The 21984-nt window shown below is 67.7% G+C and carries 23 protein-coding genes and 1 tRNA gene; 14 read left to right on the top strand and 10 right to left on the bottom strand.

From position 1 onward, the window contains the following. Positions 1–61: 61 nt before the first annotated feature. The 7 genes from CLV29_RS14430 to CLV29_RS14400 all read left to right on the top strand — a co-directional run bounded on the left by CLV29_RS14430 (position 62) and on the right by CLV29_RS14400 (position 6483). Positions 62–1204 (top strand): aminotransferase class I/II-fold pyridoxal phosphate-dependent enzyme, encoded by a 1143-nt coding sequence (locus CLV29_RS14430; protein ID WP_133755806.1) that lies wholly within the window; start codon positions 62–64, stop codon positions 1202–1204. Positions 1205–1346: 142 nt separating this feature from the next. Beyond that, positions 1347–2216 (top strand): transporter substrate-binding domain-containing protein, encoded by an 870-nt coding sequence (locus CLV29_RS14425; protein ID WP_166649292.1) that lies wholly within the window; start codon positions 1347–1349, stop codon positions 2214–2216. Positions 2217–2249: 33 nt separating this feature from the next. Next, on the top strand, positions 2250–3107 hold the full coding sequence (locus CLV29_RS14420) for an amino acid ABC transporter permease (RefSeq protein ID WP_133755804.1): 858 nt from the start codon (positions 2250–2252) through the stop codon (positions 3105–3107). A 41-nt stretch (positions 3108–3148) separates the two neighbouring features. After that, positions 3149–3901, top strand: coding sequence for an amino acid ABC transporter ATP-binding protein (locus CLV29_RS14415; protein ID WP_133756014.1), 753 nt, complete (start codon positions 3149–3151; stop codon positions 3899–3901). Positions 3902–3962: 61 nt separating this feature from the next. Next, positions 3963–4529, top strand: coding sequence for a flavin reductase family protein (locus CLV29_RS16585; RefSeq protein WP_133755803.1), 567 nt, complete (start codon positions 3963–3965; stop codon positions 4527–4529). Positions 4530–4586: 57 nt separating this feature from the next. After that, positions 4587–5801, top strand: a complete 1215-nt coding sequence (locus tag CLV29_RS14405) for an allantoate amidohydrolase (protein WP_133755802.1) — start codon at positions 4587–4589, stop codon at positions 5799–5801. 145 nt (positions 5802–5946) lie between these two features. Further along, positions 5947–6483, top strand: a complete 537-nt coding sequence (locus CLV29_RS14400) for a phage holin family protein (protein ID WP_133755801.1) — start codon at positions 5947–5949, stop codon at positions 6481–6483. A gap of 113 nt (positions 6484–6596) precedes the next feature. On the opposite strand, the gene CLV29_RS14395 is transcribed toward CLV29_RS14400, so the two are convergent. From CLV29_RS14395 to nth, 4 genes are all read right to left on the bottom strand, one after another. Continuing rightward, a complete protein-coding gene (locus CLV29_RS14395; protein ID WP_243831955.1) occupies positions 6597–8330 on the bottom strand; it encodes a glycerol-3-phosphate dehydrogenase/oxidase in 1734 nt (577 codons plus the stop codon). A gap of 232 nt (positions 8331–8562) precedes the next feature. Further along, entirely contained in the window at positions 8563–9210 is a 648-nt protein-coding gene (locus CLV29_RS14390) for an NUDIX hydrolase (RefSeq protein WP_133755800.1), read from the bottom strand. Continuing rightward, the gene (locus CLV29_RS14385; protein ID WP_133755799.1) at positions 9207–9857 is read right to left on the bottom strand and encodes a TlpA family protein disulfide reductase; all 651 of its coding nucleotides are present in this window, start codon (positions 9855–9857) and stop codon (positions 9207–9209) included. The genes CLV29_RS14390 and CLV29_RS14385 overlap by 4 nt, the downstream gene beginning before the upstream one ends. Next, the gene (gene nth / locus CLV29_RS14380; protein ID WP_133756012.1) at positions 9854–10507 is read right to left on the bottom strand and encodes an endonuclease III; all 654 of its coding nucleotides are present in this window, start codon (positions 10505–10507) and stop codon (positions 9854–9856) included. Before nth ends, CLV29_RS14385 begins: the two co-directional genes overlap by 4 nt. A gap of 176 nt (positions 10508–10683) precedes the next feature. On the opposite strand from nth, the gene CLV29_RS14375 reads away from it, so the two are divergent. Beyond that, a complete protein-coding gene (locus CLV29_RS14375) occupies positions 10684–11361 on the top strand; it encodes a Crp/Fnr family transcriptional regulator (protein WP_133756011.1) in 678 nt (225 codons plus the stop codon). Between the two features lie 4 nt (positions 11362–11365). Here the strand turns inward: CLV29_RS14375 and CLV29_RS14370 are convergent, their stop codons facing one another. The 5 genes from CLV29_RS14370 to CLV29_RS14350 all read right to left on the bottom strand — a co-directional run bounded on the left by CLV29_RS14370 (position 11366) and on the right by CLV29_RS14350 (position 14499). Continuing rightward, positions 11366–12124 carry an MBL fold metallo-hydrolase gene (locus CLV29_RS14370; protein WP_133755798.1) on the bottom strand — a complete coding sequence of 253 codons (759 nt, stop codon included), beginning with the start codon at positions 12122–12124 and terminating at the stop codon, positions 11366–11368. Beyond that, positions 12121–12900: an NUDIX hydrolase gene (locus tag CLV29_RS14365; RefSeq protein ID WP_133755797.1), complete on the bottom strand. Its 780-nt coding sequence runs from the start codon at positions 12898–12900 to the stop codon at positions 12121–12123. Before CLV29_RS14365 ends, CLV29_RS14370 begins: the two co-directional genes overlap by 4 nt. A 2-nt stretch (positions 12901–12902) precedes the next feature. Next, positions 12903–13364, bottom strand: a complete 462-nt coding sequence (locus CLV29_RS14360) for a RidA family protein (protein ID WP_133755796.1) — start codon at positions 13362–13364, stop codon at positions 12903–12905. Then, positions 13361–13522 (bottom strand): Sp36 family protein, encoded by a 162-nt coding sequence (sp36, locus tag CLV29_RS14355; RefSeq protein WP_133755795.1) that lies wholly within the window; start codon positions 13520–13522, stop codon positions 13361–13363. The genes CLV29_RS14360 and sp36 overlap by 4 nt, the downstream gene beginning before the upstream one ends. A gap of 62 nt (positions 13523–13584) precedes the next feature. Then, positions 13585–14499, bottom strand: a complete 915-nt coding sequence (locus CLV29_RS14350; protein ID WP_133755794.1) for a DUF808 domain-containing protein — start codon at positions 14497–14499, stop codon at positions 13585–13587. A 102-nt stretch (positions 14500–14601) separates the two neighbouring features. Between CLV29_RS14350 and bagA the strand changes: the two genes are divergently transcribed. Beyond that, positions 14602–15582 (top strand): ATPase BagA, encoded by a 981-nt coding sequence (bagA, locus tag CLV29_RS14345; protein ID WP_243831954.1) that lies wholly within the window; start codon positions 14602–14604, stop codon positions 15580–15582. Next, on the top strand, positions 15579–16724 hold the full coding sequence (locus CLV29_RS14340) for an ArsA family ATPase (RefSeq protein ID WP_133755793.1): 1146 nt from the start codon (positions 15579–15581) through the stop codon (positions 16722–16724). Before bagA ends, CLV29_RS14340 begins: the two co-directional genes overlap by 4 nt. A 119-nt stretch (positions 16725–16843) precedes the next feature. Here CLV29_RS14340 and CLV29_RS14335 read toward each other — a convergent pair whose 3' ends face one another. Then, positions 16844–17107: a WhiB family transcriptional regulator gene (locus CLV29_RS14335; protein ID WP_133755792.1), complete on the bottom strand. Its 264-nt coding sequence runs from the start codon at positions 17105–17107 to the stop codon at positions 16844–16846. Positions 17108–17303: 196 nt separating this feature from the next. Between CLV29_RS14335 and CLV29_RS14330 the strand changes: the two genes are divergently transcribed. The 4 genes from CLV29_RS14330 (at position 17304) to CLV29_RS14315 (ending at position 21983) form a co-directional block, all read left to right on the top strand. Continuing rightward, positions 17304–19811 carry a penicillin-binding protein gene (locus tag CLV29_RS14330; protein WP_166649291.1) on the top strand — a complete coding sequence of 836 codons (2508 nt, stop codon included), beginning with the start codon at positions 17304–17306 and terminating at the stop codon, positions 19809–19811. Positions 19812–19814: 3 nt separating this feature from the next. Further along, a complete protein-coding gene (locus CLV29_RS14325; protein WP_133755790.1) occupies positions 19815–20729 on the top strand; it encodes a metallophosphoesterase in 915 nt (304 codons plus the stop codon). A 161-nt stretch (positions 20730–20890) separates the two neighbouring features. Continuing rightward, positions 20891–20967 (top strand) — tRNA-Pro (locus CLV29_RS14320). Positions 20968–21164: 197 nt separating this feature from the next. Continuing rightward, positions 21165–21983, top strand: coding sequence for a glycerophosphodiester phosphodiesterase (locus CLV29_RS14315; protein ID WP_133755789.1), 819 nt, complete (start codon positions 21165–21167; stop codon positions 21981–21983). Position 21984: the final 1 nt, after the last annotated feature.

The raw sequence follows: 21984 nt of genomic DNA, 5'->3' as shown, positions 1-21984 counted from the left end.
CCACACAGATCGACAGGAGTCCGACGATGATCATGTTCCTCACTTTGGGGAAGACGGCCTCATGAGCGCCCCTTCGTCCACCGGACCGGCGGATCCGATGGCTCGTCCCGGTCCACCCGAGGACGATCGCCGAGACCCCGGACCGCCACCGGCCCGGCCCGAGATCACCGCCCTGCCGGACTATTCCTCGGCCCGGGCCGGCTCGGTGCCGATCACCATCCGGGCCTCCTCCAACGAGGCACCCTTCGGTCCCGGCGCGCTGGTGGTCGACGCGGTCACCGAACGCCTGCGCAGCGCCCACCGCTATCCCGAGCTGGGTGCGGTGACGCTGACCCGCGCCATCGCCGAACAGCTCGGTCTCGATCCCGATCAGGTGGTCGCCGCCGACGGGTCGCTGTCGCTGCTCAACTACCTGCTGATCAGTCACTGCCGCCCCGGCAGCACGGTGGTCCATCCCTGGCGCAGCTACGAGGCGTACCCGATCTGCATCCGCACCGCCCACGCCGAACCCCGGGCCGTGGCCAATCTCCCCGACGGTTCCCACGACCTGGCCGCGATGGCCGCAGCGATCGGCCCGGACACCGCGGCGGTGATCCTGTGCTCGCCGAACAACCCGACCGGTGCCGGGCTGTCCCACGATGCCGTGGCCGCCTTCCTGGCCGAGGTCCCTCCCTCGGTGCTGGTGGTCCTGGACCAGGCCTATGTCGACTTCGTCACCGACCCGCAGGCGGTACGAGGCCTCGAACTCCTGCCGGCACATCCGAACCTGGTGCTGCTGCGCACCCTGTCCAAGGCCTATGGTCTGGCCGGTCTGCGGATCGGCCATCTCCTCGCTCATCCGCAGCTGTGCCGCGCCGTGCGCAAGATCGTGCCGCCGTTCGCGGTCAGCGCCCTGGCCGAGACCGCGGCGCTGGCCGCCCTGGTCGACCTGCCCCATCGCGACCGGATCGTCACCGCGGTGATCGACCAGCGTGGTCCGGTCACCGAGTTGCTGCGCCGGCACGGGCTCCCGGTGGTGCCGAGCGAGGCCAACTTCGTCTGGCTGCCACTGGGCGATCGGGCCGCCGAGTTCGGAGCGCGCTGTGCCGATGCCGGACTCGGCACCCGGGTCTTCGACGGTGAGGGGGTACGCATCTCCCTCGGTGAACCCGATCTGCCGACCCGGCTGTCCAGCATCGTGTCCGGGCTGCCGGAGGTCTCCTGAGCGCGGCTTGTGTGACGGACATGTTTCATGTCCACAGTCTCGGATCATCAACATCGCGCAAGCCCGGTGCGGCCCGTTCCCGCCTGCGAGGATCGAGTTGCCTGGTCACAGTGACCAGCGCCCATCCGGAAGGACCCCTTCGATGACCCACCGACCCCGTGCCGCCCTGGCCACCTGTTCGATCCTGGCCATCGCCGCCGTCGCCAGTGCCTGCAGTGGCAGCGACACCGCCGCCGAACCCGACGCCCCGGAGACGGTGGTGGTCGGTATGTCCTGGCCCTACGAGCCGTGGCAGGTCGGCGACGGAAGCGGTACGAAGGAGGGCGTCGAACCCGAGATCCTGGCCGCCATCGGGGAGAAGCAGAATCTCGAGTTCGAGCTGCAGAACGTCGACTTCAGCGGCATCATCACCGGCACCCAGTCGGGCAAGTACGATCTGGCCGTGTCCGCCCTCGGCATCTACGGCGACCGGTTGAATGCACTGAACTTCGTCCCCGATGCACGTACCGGCTACACCTCGTTGGTCAACGCCGAGGACGAGGGCAAGTACTCGTCGCTGCAGGACCTGTGCGGAGTCTCGGCAGCGATCCTCAACGGCACCCGGAACCAGTCCGATGTCGAGGTGGCGAACGGCACCGCCGAACCCGACTCCACCCAGCAGTCGTTCGCCGGGGTCTGCGCCGACAACCCGATCCAGGCCGAGTTCTACAACGACCAGGCCGGCCAGGACCTGGCCTTCCAGACCGGCAAGGCCGAGGTCGAGATGCTCACCTTGCAGGTCGCCCAGCAGAAGGCAGCCGATTCCGACGGCAAGTATGCCGTCGCCGAACCCTACGCCGAGGTCCTCTTCGGCATGGGCGTGGCGAAGAACAACACCGAACTCAGCGACAAGCTGATCGCCGGCATGAAGGAGATCATCGCCGACGGCACCTATGAGGAGATCCTGACCAAGTACGGCCTGGACTCCTCCTCGGCCGTCACCGAGTCCGAGGTCACCCTGGTCACCGAGTGACCGGGGCACAGGACAGCGCGAAAGAGGTATGACGTGACCCAGACCGAATCCAGCCTGTCACCCGACAGGTCCCAGGATGCGGCCCCCAAGGTCGTCGCCCGCAAGCATCCGGGCAGATGGGTGGCCGCCGCGCTGATCCTGCTGGCCGCCATCGCCCTGGTCCGCTGGGCGGCGACCAATGAGGGATTCGGCTGGGGCGAGTTCGCCGAGTACCTGTTCAAACCCGAGATCCTGCAGGGTGTGAAGAACACCTTGCTGCTCACCCTGGCGGCAGAGGCCCTCTCGCTGTCCCTGGGGACGCTGCTGGCAGTCATGCGCATGAGTCAGAACAAGATCATCTCCGGTGCATCCTTCTTCTACTCCTGGCTCTTCCGCAGCGTCCCCTTGCCGGTGTTGTTGATCTTCATCTTCTTCTGCGCGGCGATCGTCCCGGAGATCGGCTTCGGGTCGTTCACCATCGACACCAATGACCTCTTCGCCTCCCCGTTCCTGGCCTGCCTGCTGGGCTTCGGGCTGAATGACGCCGCCTACACCAGCGAGTTCGTCCGGGCCGGCCTGATGTCGGTGCCGAAAGGCCAGACCGAGGCTGCCTATGCGATGGGCATGAGCCCGGCCAGGGCGATGTGGCGGATCGTCCTGCCGCAGGCCCTGCGGATCATCATCCCGCCGGCCGGCAATGCCTTCATCGGGATGCTGAAGCTCACCTCGATCGCCATGGTGATCGGCTACGGCGACCTGATGAACACGGTGCGTTCGATCTACTCCAGCGAGTTCAACACCATCCCGATGCTGCTGGTGGCGACCTTCTGGTACCTGGTCATGACCACCGTGTTCTCGATCGCCCAACACTTCATCGAGCGTTACTACGGCAAAGGATTCGAACGTCGATGACCACCACCAACGAGAGCCGGTACGCCCCACCGGCCGATGTCATGGTCCGCGCGGTCGATGTGCACAAGGCATTCGGGCCGATCGAGGTCCTGCGAGGAGTCTCCCTCGATGTGAAGAAGGGGGAGGTCGCCTGCATCATCGGACCTTCCGGCTCGGGCAAGTCCACCTTCCTGCGCTGCATCAACCACATCGAATCCTTCCAGCGCGGTGACATGTGGGTGGCAGGGCAGGAGATCGGTTACACCCGCCGCGGCAACACCCTCTACGAACAGCATCCGCGACAGATCGCCCGGGCCCGCCGCAATGTGGGCATGGTCTTCCAGCACTTCAACCTGTTCGCCCACAAGACGGCGCTGCAGAACGTGATGGAGGGCCCGGTGCAGGTGCTGAAACTCTCCAGACGGGAGGCTGCCGAGCGGGCGAGTGACCTGCTGGAGCGGGTCGGACTCGGCCAGCGCAAGAACAACTACCCCAGCGGGTTGTCCGGCGGTCAGCAGCAGCGGGTGGCGATCGCCCGGGCGCTGGCGATGCAGCCGGAGGTGGTGCTGTTCGACGAACCCACCTCGGCGCTGGACCCCGAACTCGTCGGCGAGGTCCTCGATGTGATGAAGGACCTGGCCCTGGGCGGGATGACCATGATCGTCGTCACCCACGAGATGGGCTTCGCCCGGGAGGTGGGTACCTCCCTGCACTTCATGAGCGACGGCCTGCTGGTGGAGTCCGGGGTGCCGACCGAGGTACTCAGCGATCCGCAGCACGAGCGCACCCGATCCTTCTTGTCCAAGGTGCTCTGATCCGGTGATCACCAGCCTGCGCAACGAATTCTGGGATACCGGACAGCTGTCGGGATCTGCCATGGCAACGACCGTGACGGACCAGGAGAGTGATCATGTGTTGATCTCCACCCACACCGCTGACCCGACCGCCCTTCGCTCGGCCTTCGCCGGATTCCCCTCCGGGGTCGCCGCCCTGGCAGCCGTCGTCGACGGGGAAACGCAGGTGCTGCTGGCCTCCTCCTTCACCGTCGGCGTCTCCCAGGACCCGCCCTTGGTCCTGTTCGCCGTACAGCACTCGTCCTCGACCTGGCCGCAGTTGCGACAGGCCGCCCATCTCGGGGTCTCGGTGCTGGGCTCGCGCCATGCCGAACGGGCGCGGCAGCTCGCAGGCAAGGACCGCTCCCGGCGACTGCTCGACATCGACCACCAGGTGCAGCCGAGCGGGGCGCTGTTGTTGGAGCACTCACCGGTGTGGCTGGAGTGCATGATCGAGAACGAGTACCCCGCCGGTGATCATGACATCATCGTCCTCCGGGTGGAGGCGATGGCCACCGACGATGCCCACTCCCCCTTGGTCTGGCACCGGCGCGGATTCCTCTCCCTGACCGATCCGGCCGCGGCCGATCCCCGTGATGCCGTCGGCTGAGCCTCGGCGCGACGCCAACCGGGCCGATCTTCGGCTGCGCCGACCGGGCTGTCGGCAATGACCTTCCAGCCCTTGGCCGAGATCGCCGACATCGGCCGCGACCGGGAACTCGGTGGCTGGTCGCGGCATCTGCTCGATCCGGCCGACCGGGCGCTGCGAGAATGGTTCGTCGGCCGGGCGCAGGAGCTGGGACTGCAGACCGAGGTCGACGTCAATGCCAACATCTGGGCCTGGTGGGGCGAACCCGGACCCGACAGTGTGGTCACCGGCTCCCATCTGGATTCGGTGCCCGGTGGCGGTGCCTTCGACGGCCCGCTGGGCGTGGTCAGTGCACTGGAGGCGGTCGGTCGGCTGAGGTCGACCGGATTCGTCCCTCGGCGGCCGTTGGCGGTGGTGGCCATGGCCGAGGAGGAGGGTTCCCGGTTCTCGGTGGCCTGCCTGGGATCCAAGCTGCTCAGCGGCGCCCTCCCGGCCGAGCGGGCCCTGGGCCTGCGCGACCGCGACGGATTCAGCCTGGCCGAGACCCTCGACCGAGCCGGGCTCGCACCCGAGCGGGCCGGCCGCGATCCGGGCGCCCTGTCCCGGATCGGCCTGTTCGTCGAACTCCATGTCGAGCAGGGACGAGGGCTGGTCGAGCTCGACTCCCCCGTCGGCCTGGCCTCCAACATCCTGGGCCACGGTCGCTGGCGGGTGGTCTTCGACGGCGAGGGCAATCACGCCGGGGCCACCCGGATGCAGGACCGGCGGGATCCGATGGTCGCCGCCGCCGCGACCGTCGCCGCGATCCCGGCCGTGGCGATGGCCCATCCCGGTTCGCGTGCCACCGTCGGTCGGGTACGGGCCGTACCCGGTGGGACCAATGTGATCGCCAGCCGGGTCGAGGTCTTCCTCGATGCCCGCGCCGAGGAAGACCTGCTCACCCGTCGGCTGGTGCACGAGATCACCGAACTGGCCGCCGCCCGGGCGGCCGAGAACGGGTGCAGCTCTCGGCTGGTGGAGGACTCCTGGCTGCCGACCGTGCACTTCGATCCGGCGGTACGCGAAGGACTGGCCGATGCGCTGGCGCCGGGTTTCGGCACCGTACCGGTATTGCCGACCGGCGCCGGTCATGATGCCGGCGTCCTCAGCGAGTATGTCCCGACGGCGATGATCTTCGTCCGCAATCCGAGTGGTGTCTCCCATGCCCCTGCGGAGTGGGCGAGCGCCGAGGACTGCTGGGCCGGTGTCGATGCGCTGACCGCTGTGCTCACCGCACATCTGGCTGCCCGATGAGGCGGGCGCGGGTCGGCGGGTCGGGAGCGGATCGAGGCGGCAGCATCGGCCAACTGACCGGCAACCTCTCAGGGGTGCCGACACATGTGGGTGCTTGAAGGCGTTAGGCTTTCGACAAACGAGCCAACCCCGGAGGAGCTTCGTGATGAGTGAAGGCGCGCCGCGTCAGGACCCCGTGGGCCAGAGCAACGGGACTTCGTCCTTGCACTCCGGTCCGACACCGCTGCCCGAGCGAGGACTGGGCGCCGTCTTGTCCAGCGCGGCCAATGAGGCCAAGACCCTGGGCAAGGATGTCGCCGCGCTGGGGCAGATCGAATTCAAGGAGATCGCCAAGCACGGCGGGATCGGCGTCGGGCTGTTCGCCGGTGCCGCTTTCACCGCCATCTGCATGTTGGCGATGATCTTCACCGGTGGTGCCTACGGCATCGCCCGGCTGCTCGGTGCCGGCGTCGGAAAGGTATCGGCCGGTTTCTTCATCATCGCCGGTGTGCTGTTGATCATCACCGTGATCCTGGCGTTGATCGGTCTCAGTGCGATCAAGAAGGTGAAGGCGCCGGAGCGCACGATCTCGGCGGCGAAGCAGGCATCGACCTCGGTCCAGCATGCGATCTCCCGTGGGGTCGCCGATGCCAAGACCCATGAGTTGTCGACCCAGCACTTCGACGACGATCTGCATCGCTGACCGGACAGGTCGACCCTGGACGAACATGCTGCGGCCGTACCCCATCGGGGTACGGCCGCAGTCATTTGCGCCGGGCCCTCGGGTCGCCGAGGACTCAGGAGCGGTCCGAGGACTCAGGCCTGCACCGGCACCGCGTCCTGCAGCGGCACCAACTCGGGGACGCTGCTGCGCACCGCGGCCGCCTCGGCGTCGTCGGTCTGTGCCGCGGCCGCCGTGATCGCCTGCGCGACGGCGGTGTAGTTGTCGATCTCGGCCCGGACACGATCGGCATCCCAGCCCAGCAGCGGTGCCACCAGTTCGGCGATCTCGGACAGCGAAGCGACTCCGCGATCGGGTGTCTCGAAGTCCAGCCGTACCCGGTGCTGCAGGATGTCCTCCAGGTGCAGCGCACCCTCGTGGGTGACCGCGAACACCACCTCGACCGCGAGATAGGCCGGGGCGGTACGCAACGGCCGCGCCAGCTCCGGGCTCTGCTCGATCAATTCGACGAGTTCGGTCACCTCATCGCCGTAGCGCTCCAACAGGTGCTGCTGGCGACCGCTGGTCCAGCCGTAGGGACGGCTCAGATGGGTCATCCGGCGGGTCACCGAGGTCAGGTCCACCGCCCCCAGCAGAGGCGTCCTCTCGGTCACCGACGGCAGCCCGGCGGCCTGCTCACCGAGTGCGAAGTCGACCACGTCCTGGGCCATCTTGCGGTACGTCGTCAGCTTCCCGCCGGCGATCGCGGTGAGCCCCGGCGCCACCTCGGCAACGGTGTGTTCGCGGGAGACCTTGGTCGACTCGCGCTGTTTCACCGGTTGCAGCAGTGGCCGCAGTCCGGCATAGGTGCCGATCACATCGTCTCGGGTCAGCTCGGCCGACAGCACCGCATTGGCATGTTCCAGTACGTAGTCGACATCGGCACTGGTGGCCACCGGATTGCGCCGTTCCTCGGTCCACGGGGTGTCGGTGGTGCCGATGATCCAGTAGCGCTGCCAGGGGATGATGAACAGCACCGACTTCTCGGTTCGCAGGAAGAGCCCGGTGCTGCCCTGGATCCGGTCCCGGTCGAAGACCAGGTGGATGCCCTTCGAGGCCAGCACCTGCAGACTCGGGTCGACCTCGGCCAGCTTCTCCGAATCCTCGGTCCAGACACCGGTGGCATTGATCACCCGGCGGGCGTTGATCCGGTACGTCTCACCGGTCTCCAGGTCGGTCGCCTCGACCCCGGTGACCCGGCCATCGGCGTCCTTGATCATCGAGGTCGCTTGGGTCCGGCTGGCAGCCAGCGCGCCGTGATGAGCCGCGGTGCGGACCAGGTCGATCACCAGTCGGGCATCGTCGACCCGGGCGTCGAAGAACCCGATCGCACCGACCAGTTGGTCGGGTTTGATCCCGGGGAAGATCCGCAGCGCCTCCTTCTTCGAGTAGTGCTTCTGCACCGGCACCGAGACCCCTTGGCTGGTGAGGATCGACAAGGTGTCGTAGAGCCCCACCCCGACCGCGCTGTAGGACCGCTCGATCACCGGGGTCTTCAGCGGCCAGAGGAAGGGCTGGGCCTTCACCAGGTGCGGTGCGATGGTCTCCAGCAGCAGTCCGCGCTCCCGCAGCGCCTCGGCGACCAGGCCGAAGTCGAGGTTGTAGAGGTAGCGCAACCCGCCGTGGACCAGTTTGCTCGAACGCGACGACGTACCCGAAGCCCAGTCCTGCATCTCGACGATGCCGGTCCGCAGGCCCCGGGTGGCCGCGTCCAGGGCGGCCCCGGCGCCGGTCACCCCGCCGCCGATGATCAGTACGTCCAGACCCTCGGCGTCCGACATCTCCTCCAGGGCAGTGCGTCGCTGCCGAGCGTCCAATCGGGTCGTCATCATTCTCCTTCGACGGGTGTCGGAACCGGCGCGGTTCGACACTGCCATTGTCTCCCATCGGCATTGTCTCCCATCGGCATTGTCTCCCACCGGCACCGGATCCCATCGGCATTGTCTCCCACCGGCACCGGGTCCCATATTCGCCGGGCCCCACATGCGCCGGCCCTCGGCGCGGTGTCTCACCGCTTCCCGGCTGCCTCCCCCCGGCCCCGGCGAGACCGCGGTTCCGGGATCAGAGTCGTTCCTTCGGCACCGGCAGTCGGCGCTCGACCTGCCAGGGCTGTTCCCAGCCGCCGAGCCGCAGCAGCGCGTCCAGCAGGAAGGCCGTCAGCCCCCAGACGAAGACCTCCCGGCCGGAGTCGGTGCCGAAGACGAAACCGGGTGAGGTGAACCCACGCGGATGGACCGCGGTGCACCGGGTCTGCGGTGCGGCCAGCACCTCGATCGGCACCTGATGCACCGCCGCCACCTCGGCGGGGTCGGCTGCCCGCAGGGCATGCGGATTCTGCCAACGACCGATCACGGCGGTCACATTGAAGTGACTGACCGGGACCGGTACGGGCGGCAGCTCGCCCAGGATCTGCACCGTGTCGGTGCGCAGCGCGACCTCTTCGGCTGCCTCCCGCAGGGCGGTCGCCGGCAGGTCGGGGTCGGCGGGCTCGACGGCCCCGCCGGGCAGCGACACCTGTCCGGGATGACTGCGCAGATCGGCCGCCCGTTCGGTGAGGACGATCTGCGGTCCCCGATCGGCCAGCCCGAACAGGGCCAGGACGGCCGCCTTCCGGGGTTGTCGGGGAACTGAACGCCAGCGGGTGTTGTCGACCGCTGCTCCCGGGTCGGTCAGCCCCTCGACCAGCAGGCCGAGCGGATCGGCGCTCACCGGTCGATCCCCAGCTGTTCCTCGGCGGTGGCCTGCAACTGCTCCACCGAGGAGAAGGCGCCGTAGTGGGTATGCACGATCCGGCCGTCGGCATCGACGAACAGGGTCTGCGGGATGGCGGGTCCGGTGAGGGTACGGATCCGACCCTCGGGGTCGGCCAGTTGCGGCCAGGTCCAGTTGCTGGCCTCGGCGAACCGAAATGCACCGGCCGGGTCCGGATCCTCGATGTCGATCCCGAGCAGTTGCACCGGCGGATCGGCACCGAGACCCTCGGCGTACGCCGCCAGATGGGGTGCCTCCTCCCGGCAGGGACCGCACCAGGTCGCCCAGAGGTTGATGATCATGGGTTCACCGCGCAGGCCGGAGAGGGTGATCCCCGAGCTGCCGTCCAGGCACTGCAGTTCGATCGCCGGGAGTCCGTCCTCGCGGGCGGTGGCCTCGGCATCGACCTCGGGGCAGGCGGCGATACCGGCGGCCTCGCGTACCGCGACCAGGTCCGCGCCGGCGTCACCGGTCGGGGCCCCGGCGGTCGAGAACGGCACGGTCGCACCGCCGCCCGGCTCCCTGTTCAGCGCCACCACCACACCCACCACGAGCGCGATCACCAGCGCCGGGCCGAGCAGCAGCGCCACCAGCCGCCGGCTCATCCGCGCGGCTCCCGGACGAGCTTGGCGGCGATCACCGGATCGGTCGGGCCTTCCCCGTGGGACGGGCAGAGGCTGCTGACGGGACAGGCGCCGCAGGCGGGTCGCCGGGCATGACAACGCCGCCGCCCGTGCCAGATCACGTTGTGCGACAACTGGGTCCAGTCCTTGCGGGGGAACAGGGCGCCGACCTCGGCCTCCACCTTGTCCGGGTCGGTCTGGGTGGTCCAGCCGAAGCGGCGGACCAACCGGCCGAAGTGGGTGTCCACGGTGATTCCGGGCACCCCGAAGGCATTGCCGAGGACCACATTGGCCGTCTTTCGTCCGACGCCGGGCAGTTTTACCAGCTCGGCGAGCCGGTCCGGCACCTGGCCGTCATGATCGTCGACCAGGGCCTGCGACATCCGGATCAGGGCACTGGACTTGTTGCGGAAGAAGCCGGTCGGTCGGATCAGCTCGGCCAGCTCCTCGGGATCGGCAACGGCCATCGCCTCGGGGTCGCCGAAACGGGCGAACACCTGCGGGGTGACCAGGTTGACCCGTTTGTCGGTCGACTGGGCCGACAGGATGGTCGCCACCAGCAGCTCGAAGGCATTGCCGAAATCGAGTTCGGCATGGGCATCGGGATAGGTCTCGGCGAGGATCCGGTTCATTCGTCGCGCTCGGCGTACCAGCCCGACCTCGGGCTTGGGTACGACTGCTGCAGGCACCGAGACAGCCTAGTCGACGCTCGCCGGCGGTACCGGTCGTCCCTGACCCGGGGTGGGAATGCCGGGCCCACGGGTGCAGAACCGGTACGCTGAAACCGATCGATGACATTGGAGGAATGGTGGATCTCGACGTCTTGCGGCAGGCGCCGTTGTTCGCAGGTCTCGATGACGAGGCAGTGGAGTCATTGGCAGCGGCCATGACCACCGTCAAGCTGGCCCGCGGTGAGGTGCTCTTCCATGAAGGCGTCCCCGGCGACCAACTGCACGTGATCGTGTCCGGCAAGATCAAGCTCGGCCGCCATGGCAGCACCGGCCGGGAGAACCTGTTGGCGGTGCTGGGCCCGGGCCAGATGTTCGGCGAACTCTCCGCCTTCGATCCGGGCCCCCGCTCGACCACCGCGACGGCCATCGTCGACTCCGAGATCCGAGTCCTCGAACATGACGAGTTGATCACCTGGCTGACCGGTCGCCCGGAGGTCTCGCGGGCGCTGCTGGGTCAGCTGGCCTCCCGCCTGCGCCGGGCCAACGACGTGGTCTCCGATCTGGTCTTCTCCGATGTTCCGGGCCGGGTCGCCAAGCAGTTGCTGGAGCTGGCCGACCGGTTCGGTGAGGAGCGCGACGGCCGGCTGGTCGTCCGCCACGAGTTGACCCAGGAGGAACTGGCCCAGCTGGTCGGCGCCTCCCGGGAGACGGTGAACAAGGCCCTGGCCGATTTCGCCACCCGCGGCTGGCTGCGGCTGGAGCCGCGGGCCGTGGTGATCCTGGACAAGGGGCGGTTGCAGGGTCGCGTCCGCTGACCGATCAGTCCTCGGCCTGCAGGTAGTCCAGCTGGGCGCGTACCGACCACAACGCCGCCTGTTTCACCGAGGCGTCCACCTCGGCGTAGACGATCTCGACCACCTCCTCGGCGGTCTGTGCCCCCTCGGCCAGCACCGCCCGTACCTGATCGAGCCGCTGCTGCCGGTGCCGGAGATAGTGGTCGAGCGCCGCTGCCGGATCGTCCAGCCGCGGACCGTGCCCGGGCAGCAGCGCCACCAGGGGTTCGCCGTCGACCAGCCCTCGCATCCTGTCCAGTGAGGCCAGATAGGCACCGACATCGCCGTCCGGATGGGTGATCACCGTCGTCCCCCGTCCGAGCACCATGTCACCGGTCAGCAGCACCGGTCCGGGATCATCGGCGACGACGAAGCCGACCGAATCCGAGGTGTGGCCGGGGATGTGGATCGCCCGGGCACCCGCGGGCAGCCGCTGGTCGTCGGCCAGTGGTGCGAACCGGTCCACCTCGACCTCGAGCTCCGTCGGTGTGCGCCAGGCCCGCACCAGTGCCCCGGTCTCCGCGGCCAGCACCGGGACGGCCGCCAGGTGGTCGAGATGATGATGGGTCAGCCAGATCTCGGCGATCCCGGCCGGCGCCGCAGCCAGGATGGCCGCGAGATGATCGTCCTCGACCGGGCCGGGGTCGACCACCACCCGCGGTTCGCCCGGATCGCCCAGCAGGTAGGTGTTCGTGCCGTCCAGGGTCATCGGTCCCGGGTTGGGGGCGAGCAGCAGATCGATCATGGACCGACCCGCCTCGGATCGCCCGGCCGCGGAACCGGACTGCCGAGGTGTTGATCTTCGCCCGGTGTCGGCGGCTCCGCGCCGGTCACGGATTCGGTGCTCAGCGGGGCCGCGTACTCGGGGTCATCGGCCGGTACGGGCGGGTACTCCAACCTGCCCTGCTCGCCGTCGGCCACGAACACCGGCCGGATCGGTTCGACCACCCGCTGTGCGGCGGCCCGCAGCAACGACTCGGTGCTGTCGTGGTCGGAGAGCTCGAGCAGTCCGGCCAGGGTCGGCGGCATCAGCGCGAGGGTCCTCGCCTCGGACCGGGCCAGCGCCTCGGCCGGGGTGATCCAGAACGCGTCGTCGGCCTCCCCGGAGACATCACGCAGATGCGTACCGGACGGCACCACGGCCAGGTAGAACCAGGTGTCGTAGCGTCGCGGTTCGATCGCCGGGGTGATCCAGCGTGCCCACGGAATCAGCCGCTCGGGGTCGAGGACCAAGGTGGTCTCCTCGGCGAGCTCTCGTACCGCGCAGGCGCGCAGCGGATCCGGCGCCCGACGATCGATCGGGTCCAGCTTCCCCCCGGGGAAGACCGCCATGTTCGGCGCGAAGGCCATCCGTGCATGGCGCTGCATCAACCACACCTGCAGCCCGCGGACGACCTCGGCGACCGGGCGCACGACCATCACCGTGGCCGCCGCCTGTGGTGGCACCGACCCGGTGGCCGATCGGGGGATCGGGAACCTGGGTTGCGGAATCCGCGCCAGCACGTCCCGGGAGGAGACCATGATCAGGCCAGCTGGCCGATGACCTCGACCTCGACCGGAGCGTTCAGCGGCAGGGCGGCGACGCCGACCGCGCTGCGCGCATGCCGGCCGTTCTCGCCGAACACCTCGCCGAAGAGCTCACTGGCGCCGTTGCCGACCTTCGGATGATCGGTGAAGTCGGGGGCGGAGGCGACGAAGATCGTCACCTTCACGATCCGCTCCACTGCGTCCAGGCCACCGGCGGCGGCGGCCAGGGCCGCCAGCGCATTCAGACCGCAGACCCGTGCCTGGGCGTACCCGGTCTCGACGTCCAGTTCGGCGCCGAGCTTGCCGGCCACCGGCAGCGCACCGTCGACCATCGGCAACTGCCCGGAGGTGAAGACGAGCTTGCCGCTGGTCGTCGACGGGATGTAGGCCGCGACCGGCGCCACCACCGGCGGCAACTCCAGCCCGAGTTCGGCCAGCCGCTGGCTGGGCGTGCTCACTGCGACCCCAGCGGTCGCTTCAGGTAGGCCACCAGGTTCTCCGGATTGGGCCCGGGCACGATCTGCACCAGTTCCCAACCGTCGGCACCCCAGTTGTCCAGGATCTGCTTGGTCGCATGGACCAGCACGGGCACGGTTACGTACTCCCACTTCGTCATGGCCTCACCCTAGTGGCCGCCGCCCTCGCCGACCATGGTGCCCAGGTGCCGCCCGCCGGAGCTCAGACCGAGACGTTGTGCGGTGAACGCCCACCCTCGCTGAAGCTCGGACGCTTGCCGAAGATCTTGCCGATGCCCAGCACCAGACCGACGATCAGCAATCCGGCGACGAACCCGATCACCGCCGAGATCGCGGTGTCGACCACCCAGACGACCACCGCGCCGGCCGGGGCGAGTGCCTCCTCGACGAGGTGCAGGAAGTCGTACAGCGGGGTGAAACCTACCTCGGCCAGATTCGCCACCACCAGGTGCCCGCCGACCCAGAGCATGGCCACGGTGCCGATGATGCTGATCACCTTGAACACCGCCGGCATCGAACCCACCAGCCGCTGCCCGAGTGGCTTCGTCGCCTCGTTCTCGGTCATCTTCCAACCGATGTCGTCGATCTTCACCAGCAGTGCGACCGCGCCGTAGACGATGCCGGTCATCATGAAGGCGATCGCGATCAGCACCGCCAGACGCGTCCACGTACCCATGCCCTCGTCGATGTTCGACAAGGAGATCAACATGATCTCCGCCGACAGGATCAGATCGGTACGGATCGCGCCCAGGATCAGTTTGCGTTCGTCCCGGGCGCCCTCGTCGTCCTCGTGGCCGTGGTGGAACCCGAACCACTCCAGCACCTTCTCCGCACCCTCGAAACACAGGTAGGCACCACCGAGGATCAGCAACCAGGGCAGCACCCAGGGCGCGAAGGCGGTGAGCAGCATCGCCGCCGGGATGATCAGGATGAGTTTGTTCAGGATCGACCCGAGGGCGATCTTGCCGACCACCGGCAGCTCCCGCGCCGGGGACAACCCGTGCACGTACTGCGGGGTGACGGCGGCATCGTCGATCACGACACCGGCAGACTTGGAGGACGCTTTGATGGCAGCGGTGAGGATGTCGTCGACCACTGCGAGAAGACCTACGGACACGGCCTCGAGACTAGGGCCTGTGGCGGTCCACCGTGTACTTCTCGGCCGGTTGGGCAGGTGTGGCGGGTGATCGGTCACCAGGCAGCCGCTAGATTCGACACCGTGAGCGACAGGTCGCTGCTGGCCCCGCAGCTGCACGTGATCAGCGGCAAGGGCGGTACGGGAAAGACGACCATCGCCGCCTCGCTGGCCTGCGCCCTGGCCGCCGGCGGTCACCGGGTACTGGTCTGTGAGGTGGAGGGGCGCCAGGGGTTGGCCGAGGTGTTCGGCACCGACCCGCTGCCCAGCGACTCCGAGCCGCGTCTGGCCCGTCTCTCCGACGGTGGCCAGATCCACGGTCTGCACGTGGACGCCGAGCAGGCATTGGCCGAGTACCTGGCCATGTTCTACAAGCTGGGTGTGGCGGCCAAGGCGATGGACCGATTCGGGCTCTTCGACTTCGCCACCTCGATCGCGCCCGGGTTGCGTGACGTACTGCTCAGCGGGAAGGTCTACGAGGCGGTCCGTCGGCGGGCGAAGAACAGCCCCGACAGTTACGACGCGGTGGTCCTGGATGCTCCCCCGACCGGACGGATCGGCACCTTCCTGAATGTCCACGCCGCCATCTCCGGGTTGGCCAAGGTCGGCCCGATCCGTAGCCAGGCCGATTCGATCCTGCAGTTGTTCCGGTCCCGGGCAACGGTGGTGCATCTGGTGACCCTGTTGGAGGACATGCCGGTCACCGAGACGCTGGATGCGATCACCGATCTGGCACCGACCCGGATCCGGGTCGGTTCGCTGATCGCCAACCGGATCCGGGAGACCCCGATGGCCGATGCCGACCTGCAGGCCGCTGCCCGGGGTGCGCTGCCGATGCAGGTGCCCGCGCTGGATGCCGACCGCAACACCGCGTTGCGCGAGGAATTCGCCAGCGATGCCCGGGTGATCCTCGACGAGCGGGCCCATCACGCCCGGTTGGCCGAGCTCGGCCTGCCGCTGGTGAGCGTTCCGGTCGTCCCCGGCGGGATCGACCGGGGTGCGCTGCTGGCGATCGCCGACCGGTTGCGGGCCGAACTCGGCCGGCACCCGGAGGTCGTCCGTTGACCACCATCGACAGCCCGGGTCTGGACCTCGACGCAATCCTCGACGACCCGGCGATCGAGGTACTCATCACCTGCGGTTCGGGTGGGGTGGGCAAGACCACGACTGCTGCCGCCCTGGCGCTGCGAGCCGCCGAGCGCGGCCGCAAGGTGGTCTGCCTGACCATCGATCCGGCCCGTCGCCTGGCCCAGTCCCTGGGGATCGCCGAACTGGACAACACACCGCGTCCGGTAGCGACCATCGACGCCTCCGCCGGCGGATCGCTGGACGCGATGATGCTGGACATGAAGCGCACCTTCGACGAGGTGGTGCTGACTCACGCCAGCCCGGAGAAGGCCGAACAGATCCTGACCAATCCGTTCTACGACGCGCTGTCCACGAGTTTCTCCGGAACCCAGGAGTACATGGCGATGGAGAAGCTGGGTGAACTCCACCGGCAGGCCCGAGACGACGGTCGATGGGACCTGATCGTGGTGGACACCCCGCCGGCCCGCTCGGCACTCGACTTCCTCGATGCGCCCGAACATCTGACCAGACTGCTCGACGGACGGGTGCTGAAACTGCTGCTGAGCCCGGCCAGGGGGCCACTGCGGGTGATGGGATTCGGTATGCAACTGGTCACCGGTGCGCTGTCGAAGATCCTCGGCGGTCAGGTGCTGACCGATGTGCAGACCTTCGTCAGCGCCTTCGAAACCCTGTTCGGCGGGTTCGGTGAGCGCGCCCGCCGGACCCGGGCGGCACTGGCCGGACCGCACACCACCTTCGTGGTCGTCGCCAGTCCCACCGCCGATGCGCTGCGGGAGGCGACCTACTTTGTGGAGCGGCTGCAGGAGGAGCAGATGCCACTGGCCGGTGTGGTGGTGAACCGGGTGCATGCCAGCAGTCTGGACCTGTCCGCCGGCCGGGCCGAGGCGCTGGCCGAGGATCTGGCAGCCACCGATCGGCAGGCCGAGCGGTACGCGCTGCGGCGACACGCGGCACGGATGGTGGAGATCGACACCGAACAACGGCTGCTGGGTCGGTTCCGGGCGGTCACCGCCGAGGTGCCGACGACCTATGTACCCGACAACGGCCGGGATGTCAGCGATCTGGCGGCGTTGCGGGCGCTCGCGTTCCGTACCACCTGGACCGGCCGGGAGGCCTGAACCGCGGCAGTTCCGTAACGTTTCGGCGTGTCGCTGACCGGATCGCAAACGGCCCCTCGTCCCCCGCCGTGGTGGCCGGGAACGAGGAGCCTGAGAGCGAACTCAACCGAGCCGACGGCTCATTCGGCGCCGACCAGCATGGCCTTCCAGGAGGCGACATCGGTACGCGAGCGCAGCAGCTGCCGCCGCTCACGTTCGGTCATCCCGCCCCAGATCCCCCACTCGATACGGTTGTCCAGCGCCTCGGCCAGACACTCCCGGCGCACATCGCATCCCGCGCACACCTGACGGGCATCGCGTTGCTTGGCACCTTCGACGAACAGTGCGTCCTTCGAACCGGCGCACTTCGCCTGCAGACTCCACTCGGCGACCAACTGAGCCATGACGGTCTCCCCTCTTCGCGTTCAGAGCAAAAAACCCTCTGGTTCCGCCCCCTTCGCCGGACTTCAAGGTGGGCAGGACTTTAGGCGTCGGATATGGATTCTTGGTGTTCGTTCACAAAGCTGTAACCTCCGGCTCAGGAAGCGGGTAACCTCGTCGGTTCGGTTCTGCACTTGTCCTTCCCGTACTCTGGGCGCCATGTCGAACCGGTCCGGCGGCAGCGCCTCGCTGCTGTACTCACTGTCCATGTTCGGTGTCGTCAGTGTGATCTGCGGGGTGTTGGTAGCAGGACTGATGGTGCCGTTCGCCGCGTTGGCCACCGCCGGCGCCCGTGCAGGTGTCACCACGGTGCAGGATCTGCCCGAGGAACTGGTCATCCCGGCCCAGGGTCAGCGGACATCGGTGTACATGGCCAATGGTGAAGTTCTGGCGAACTTCTATGAGGAATACCGGATCTACAAGCCGCTGGACGAGATCTCTCCGTACATGAAGGAGGCCCAGCTCGCCATCGAGGACCACCGGTTCTACGAGCACGGCCCGCTGGATGTGGTGGGTACGTTGCGGGCGTTGTTGACCAATGTCGGCGGTGGGGACACCCAGGGTGGTTCGTCGATCACCCAGCAGTACGTGAAGATGGCGCAGATCGACATCGCCAAGCGGAACAACGACGAGGAAGGTATCCGCAAGGCCCAGGAGCAGACGATCGCCCGCAAGGTGCAGGAGTTGCGGTACGCGATCGCGCTGGAGCGTGAGCTGTCGAAGGACGAGATCTTCGAGCGGTACCTGAACATCGCCTACTACGGTTCGGGCGCCTATGGTGTCGAGGCGGCGGCGAAGACGTATTTCAACAAGTCGGCCAAGGATCTGGACCTGGCCGAGTCGGCGATGCTGGCCGGGATGGTGCAGAACCCGACCGCGACCGATCCGGCGAACAATGTCGAGGCCACGATCGAGCGTCGCAATGTGGTGCTGAACCGGATGGCCTCGCCCGACATCGCGCTGATCACGGTCGAGGAGGCGAACGAGGCCAAGGCTGAGGAATATGATCCGGCCGACATCCGCAAGCCGATCAACGACTGTGTGAACTCGCGTTACCCGTTCCTGTGTGACTACGTGAAGAAGACGATCACCACGAACCCGATGTACGGCGAGACGCCGGAGGATCGGGAGAACCTGCTCAAGCGTGGCGGGTTGGAGATCCAGACCGAGATCGATCCCGATGCCCAGGATGCGGCCGAGGCCGCCGTGGCGAACATGGTCGGTTCGAAGGATCCGGTGCTGGGGGTGATGACCCAGATGCAGCCGGGTACCGGTTTGATCATCTCCATGGCCCAGTCCCGTCCGGAGATGGGTGACGGTGATGGCCAGACCTTCTACAACTACGCCGCCGCGACCGAGATGGGCGGTGCCGAGGGCTACCAGATGGGGTCGACCTTCAAGCCGATCACGGCCACTGCCGCGGTGGACAAGGGCATTCCGCTGAATGCCACCTACGCCTCCCCGTCTCGCAAGCAGTTCCAGGGCCAGGTACTGGAGACCTGCAACGGCCCGGCCACCGTCGGTGACTACAAACCGGCCAACTCCACCCGCAGCGGTACGTTCAACATGCGGCAGGCGATGGCCTACTCGGTGAACACCTACTTCGTGCAGCTGGAGATCAACGCCGGCGGCTGTGCGACTGCCCAGATGGCCGACAAACTCGGTTTGAAGTACGCCCCGGGCGGCACCTTCGTCGAGCCGGCCGGACGTGATTACGGCTTCGATGCCGACGCCTCGATGACCCTCGGTGTGGCCGAGGTGACGCCGATCTCGGTGACCGAGACCTATGCCACCCTGGCCGCCCGCGGCAAGCACTGTGATCCGGTGATCATCAAGTCGATGAAGGACGCCAACGGTGACGACGTGAAGGTGCCGGACGCGAACTGCAAGCAGGTGATCGACGAGGGCGTCGCCGACGCCGTCACCTCCCTGCTGCAGGGCGTGATGAACGGCACCGGCGCGCCGGCCACGATCCCCGGCGGTTACCCGCAGGCGGGCAAGACCGGCACCACCGACAGCAATGCCTCGGTCTGGTTCGCCGGCTACACCCCCGAGGTCGCCGGTTCGGCGATGATCGCGATCGACAAGACCAACCCGTTCTGGGCCGATCGCAACCAGAGCCTGAAGGGGCTCAGCCTGCCCGACAGCGGCGTCTACCTGGCCGGCTCCGGTGGTGGCGACGCGGGTCAGATCTACAAGTCCGCGATGGCCGAGGCGCTGAAGGACAAGCCGAAGACGAACTTCCAGGCTCCGCCACGCACCAATATCGAGGGCAAGAACGTACCGATTCCCGACACCAGTGGGCTGAGCGCTTCGGAGGCCCGGGCCAAGCTGCAGGCGGCGGGATTCAATGTCGGCCAGACACAGGTCTACAGCAGTGCGGCGGCCGGTACCTACCTCGGGGTCGCCGGCTCCGGTGAGGCGAAGGTCGGCTCGACGGTCAACCTGCAGTACTCGAAGGGCCCGAAGCCTGCACCGAAGCCCGCGCCGGAGACGAACGACGACTCCGACGAGAAGAAGAAGGAAGAAGAGAAGAAGAAGCAGGAGGAAGAGGACAAGAAGAAGGAAGAAGAGAAGAAGAAGCAGGAGGAAGAGGACAAGAAGAAGGAAGACGAGAAGAAGGACGACGACAACGGTGACACACCGTCCGACAACGGCGGCAACTGATCGTTGAAGCGCTCACTCGGCGCCGCCGGTCTCCTGCTCGGAGCCGGCAGCGCATGTTTCGCCTACGGCGCCCTGGTCGAACCTCGTCGGTTCCACCTACGGCACGCCGTCGCCCACTGCCTGCCCCCAGGCTCGCCGGAGTTGCGGGTCCTGCACATCTCCGATCTTCATCTGACCGCCAACCAGCGACACAAGATGGACTGGGTCTCCTCCCTGGCCCGGTTGCAGCCGGATCTGGTGATCAACACCGGTGACAACCTGTCCGCGCCGGTGCCGCACAAAGTGGTCGAGACCCTCTCCGGTCTGCTGGGAGTTCCGGGTGCCTTCGTCTTCGGCTCCAACGACTATCTGGCGCCGGTCTTCCGCAATCCCCTGCGCTATCTGCTCGCCTCCTCCAATGCCCACCACACCACCGACGAGGAGACCCCACCGGCGGAGCGTGAACTGCCGTGGCGCCCGATGCGCGATGCCTTCGTCGACGCCGGTTGGCTGGACCTGAACAATGCCCGCGGTGAACTTGAGATCAAGGGGGTGCCGATTCGCCTGCGCGGGGTGAACGACCCCCACATCGAACTCGACGACTACCCGGCGGTGGCCGGGCGGCGCGATCCCGAGGCGCTGGAGCTGGCGCTGTGCCACGCCCCGTACCAACGACTGCTGGATGCGCTGACCGACGACCGGGTGGACCTGATCTTCTCCGGCCACACCCATGGCGGACAGGTCTGCATCCCCGGTTTCGGCGCGATCATCACCAACTGCGACATCGACCGCGACCGGGTGAAGGGTTTGTCGACCCACACTCGTCCCGGCTGGACCTCGCTGTTGCACGTCTCGGCCGGTCTCGGCATGTCGCCCTTCGCGCCGTACCGCTTCGCCTGCCCGCCGGAGGCGACACTGCTCACCCTGGTCCCGCGCTGAGGGCGTACCGATCCGTTCCGCAGGAGGTGCACCCATCGCCCCGCCATGGGTGCAGGTACTGCGGAACGGATGGGTACGGGAGCCCGTAGGGTGACCTGCCCTCGCCGATTGGCTGCCGAGGGCCACAGTGAGCTAGGATCTTGCGGTGCCCGCGAGGGCATCGGGGTGTGGCGCAGCTTGGTAGCGCGCTTCGTTCGGGACGAAGAGGTCGCAGGTTCAAATCCTGTCACCCCGACCACATCACGACGCCGTCCTCCGGGGCGGCGTTCGTCGTTCCCGGGGCGATCCTGCGATGGCGCCCCTCGTCCCGGCCCGACACCCACGCAGTCGCCTTTCCCGCGGCCGATGACCTTAACGTTGTGGTTACCGTACGTTGGGTGAGTACCGCTAGCGTCACAGGTGCTCGCAGCAGCCGAGCAGAACCCGAGAGTTGGGATGATCGTGACCGGATCCGGATCGACGGCACCTGCATCGAGTGCCATCATCGCCCACCGCGGCGCCAGCGCACTGGCCCCGGAGAACACCTTGGCCGCTGCCGAACTCGGTATCGCCCACGGTGCCGAACTGATCGAATGCGACGTCCAGCGGACCGCCGACGGTGAGTTGGTGGTGATCCATGATCCGACCGCCGGGCGGACCACCAATGTCTCCGCGGTCCTGCCCCGGTTGCGGCCGTGGAACATCTCCGAGCTGACCCTGGCCCAGTTGCAGAGCCTGGACGCCGGGTCCTGGTTCGACGTGGCCTATGCCGACCAGCGGGTGCCGACCCTGACGCAGTGGCTGGAGACCATCGGTCCCCGGGCCGGGATGCAGATCGAGATCAAGCAGACCTCGGAGAAGTACCCGGTCGAGCACGAACTCGCCGACATCCTCACCGCCAGTCCGGCCGCACAGCACGCGATTGCCGACGGGCGGTTGGTGATCCAGGCCTTCGACCTCGACTGGCTGCGGGGCCGGTACGCTCCCCTGGCCGGTGAAGGCGTGCGACTCGGGGCCCTGTGCAACAGTCGCCCGAGCAGCAAGCTGATCGAGTCGCTGTCCAGCTGGGCCGACCAGCTGAACCCCCGCCTCGGCGCCACCGACCGGTCGCTGATCGACAATGCGCACCGCCACGGTCTGCAGGTATGCGTCTGGACGGTGGACAAGACCGCCGACATGCGACGCCTGCTCGATGCCGGAGCCGACGGGATCATCACCAATGAACCCGCGAAACTGCTGGCGCTGAGCCGGCGGAATCGGCTGCCGACGAACTGAG

Origin of the sequence: Naumannella halotolerans, from assembly GCF_004364645.1 — a bacterium.
In the GTDB taxonomy this organism is placed as follows: domain Bacteria; phylum Actinomycetota; class Actinomycetes; order Propionibacteriales; family Propionibacteriaceae; genus Naumannella; species Naumannella halotolerans.
The sequence above is the reverse complement of the archived record's forward strand: the minus strand, read 5'-3'. Positions and strand labels throughout refer to the sequence as shown.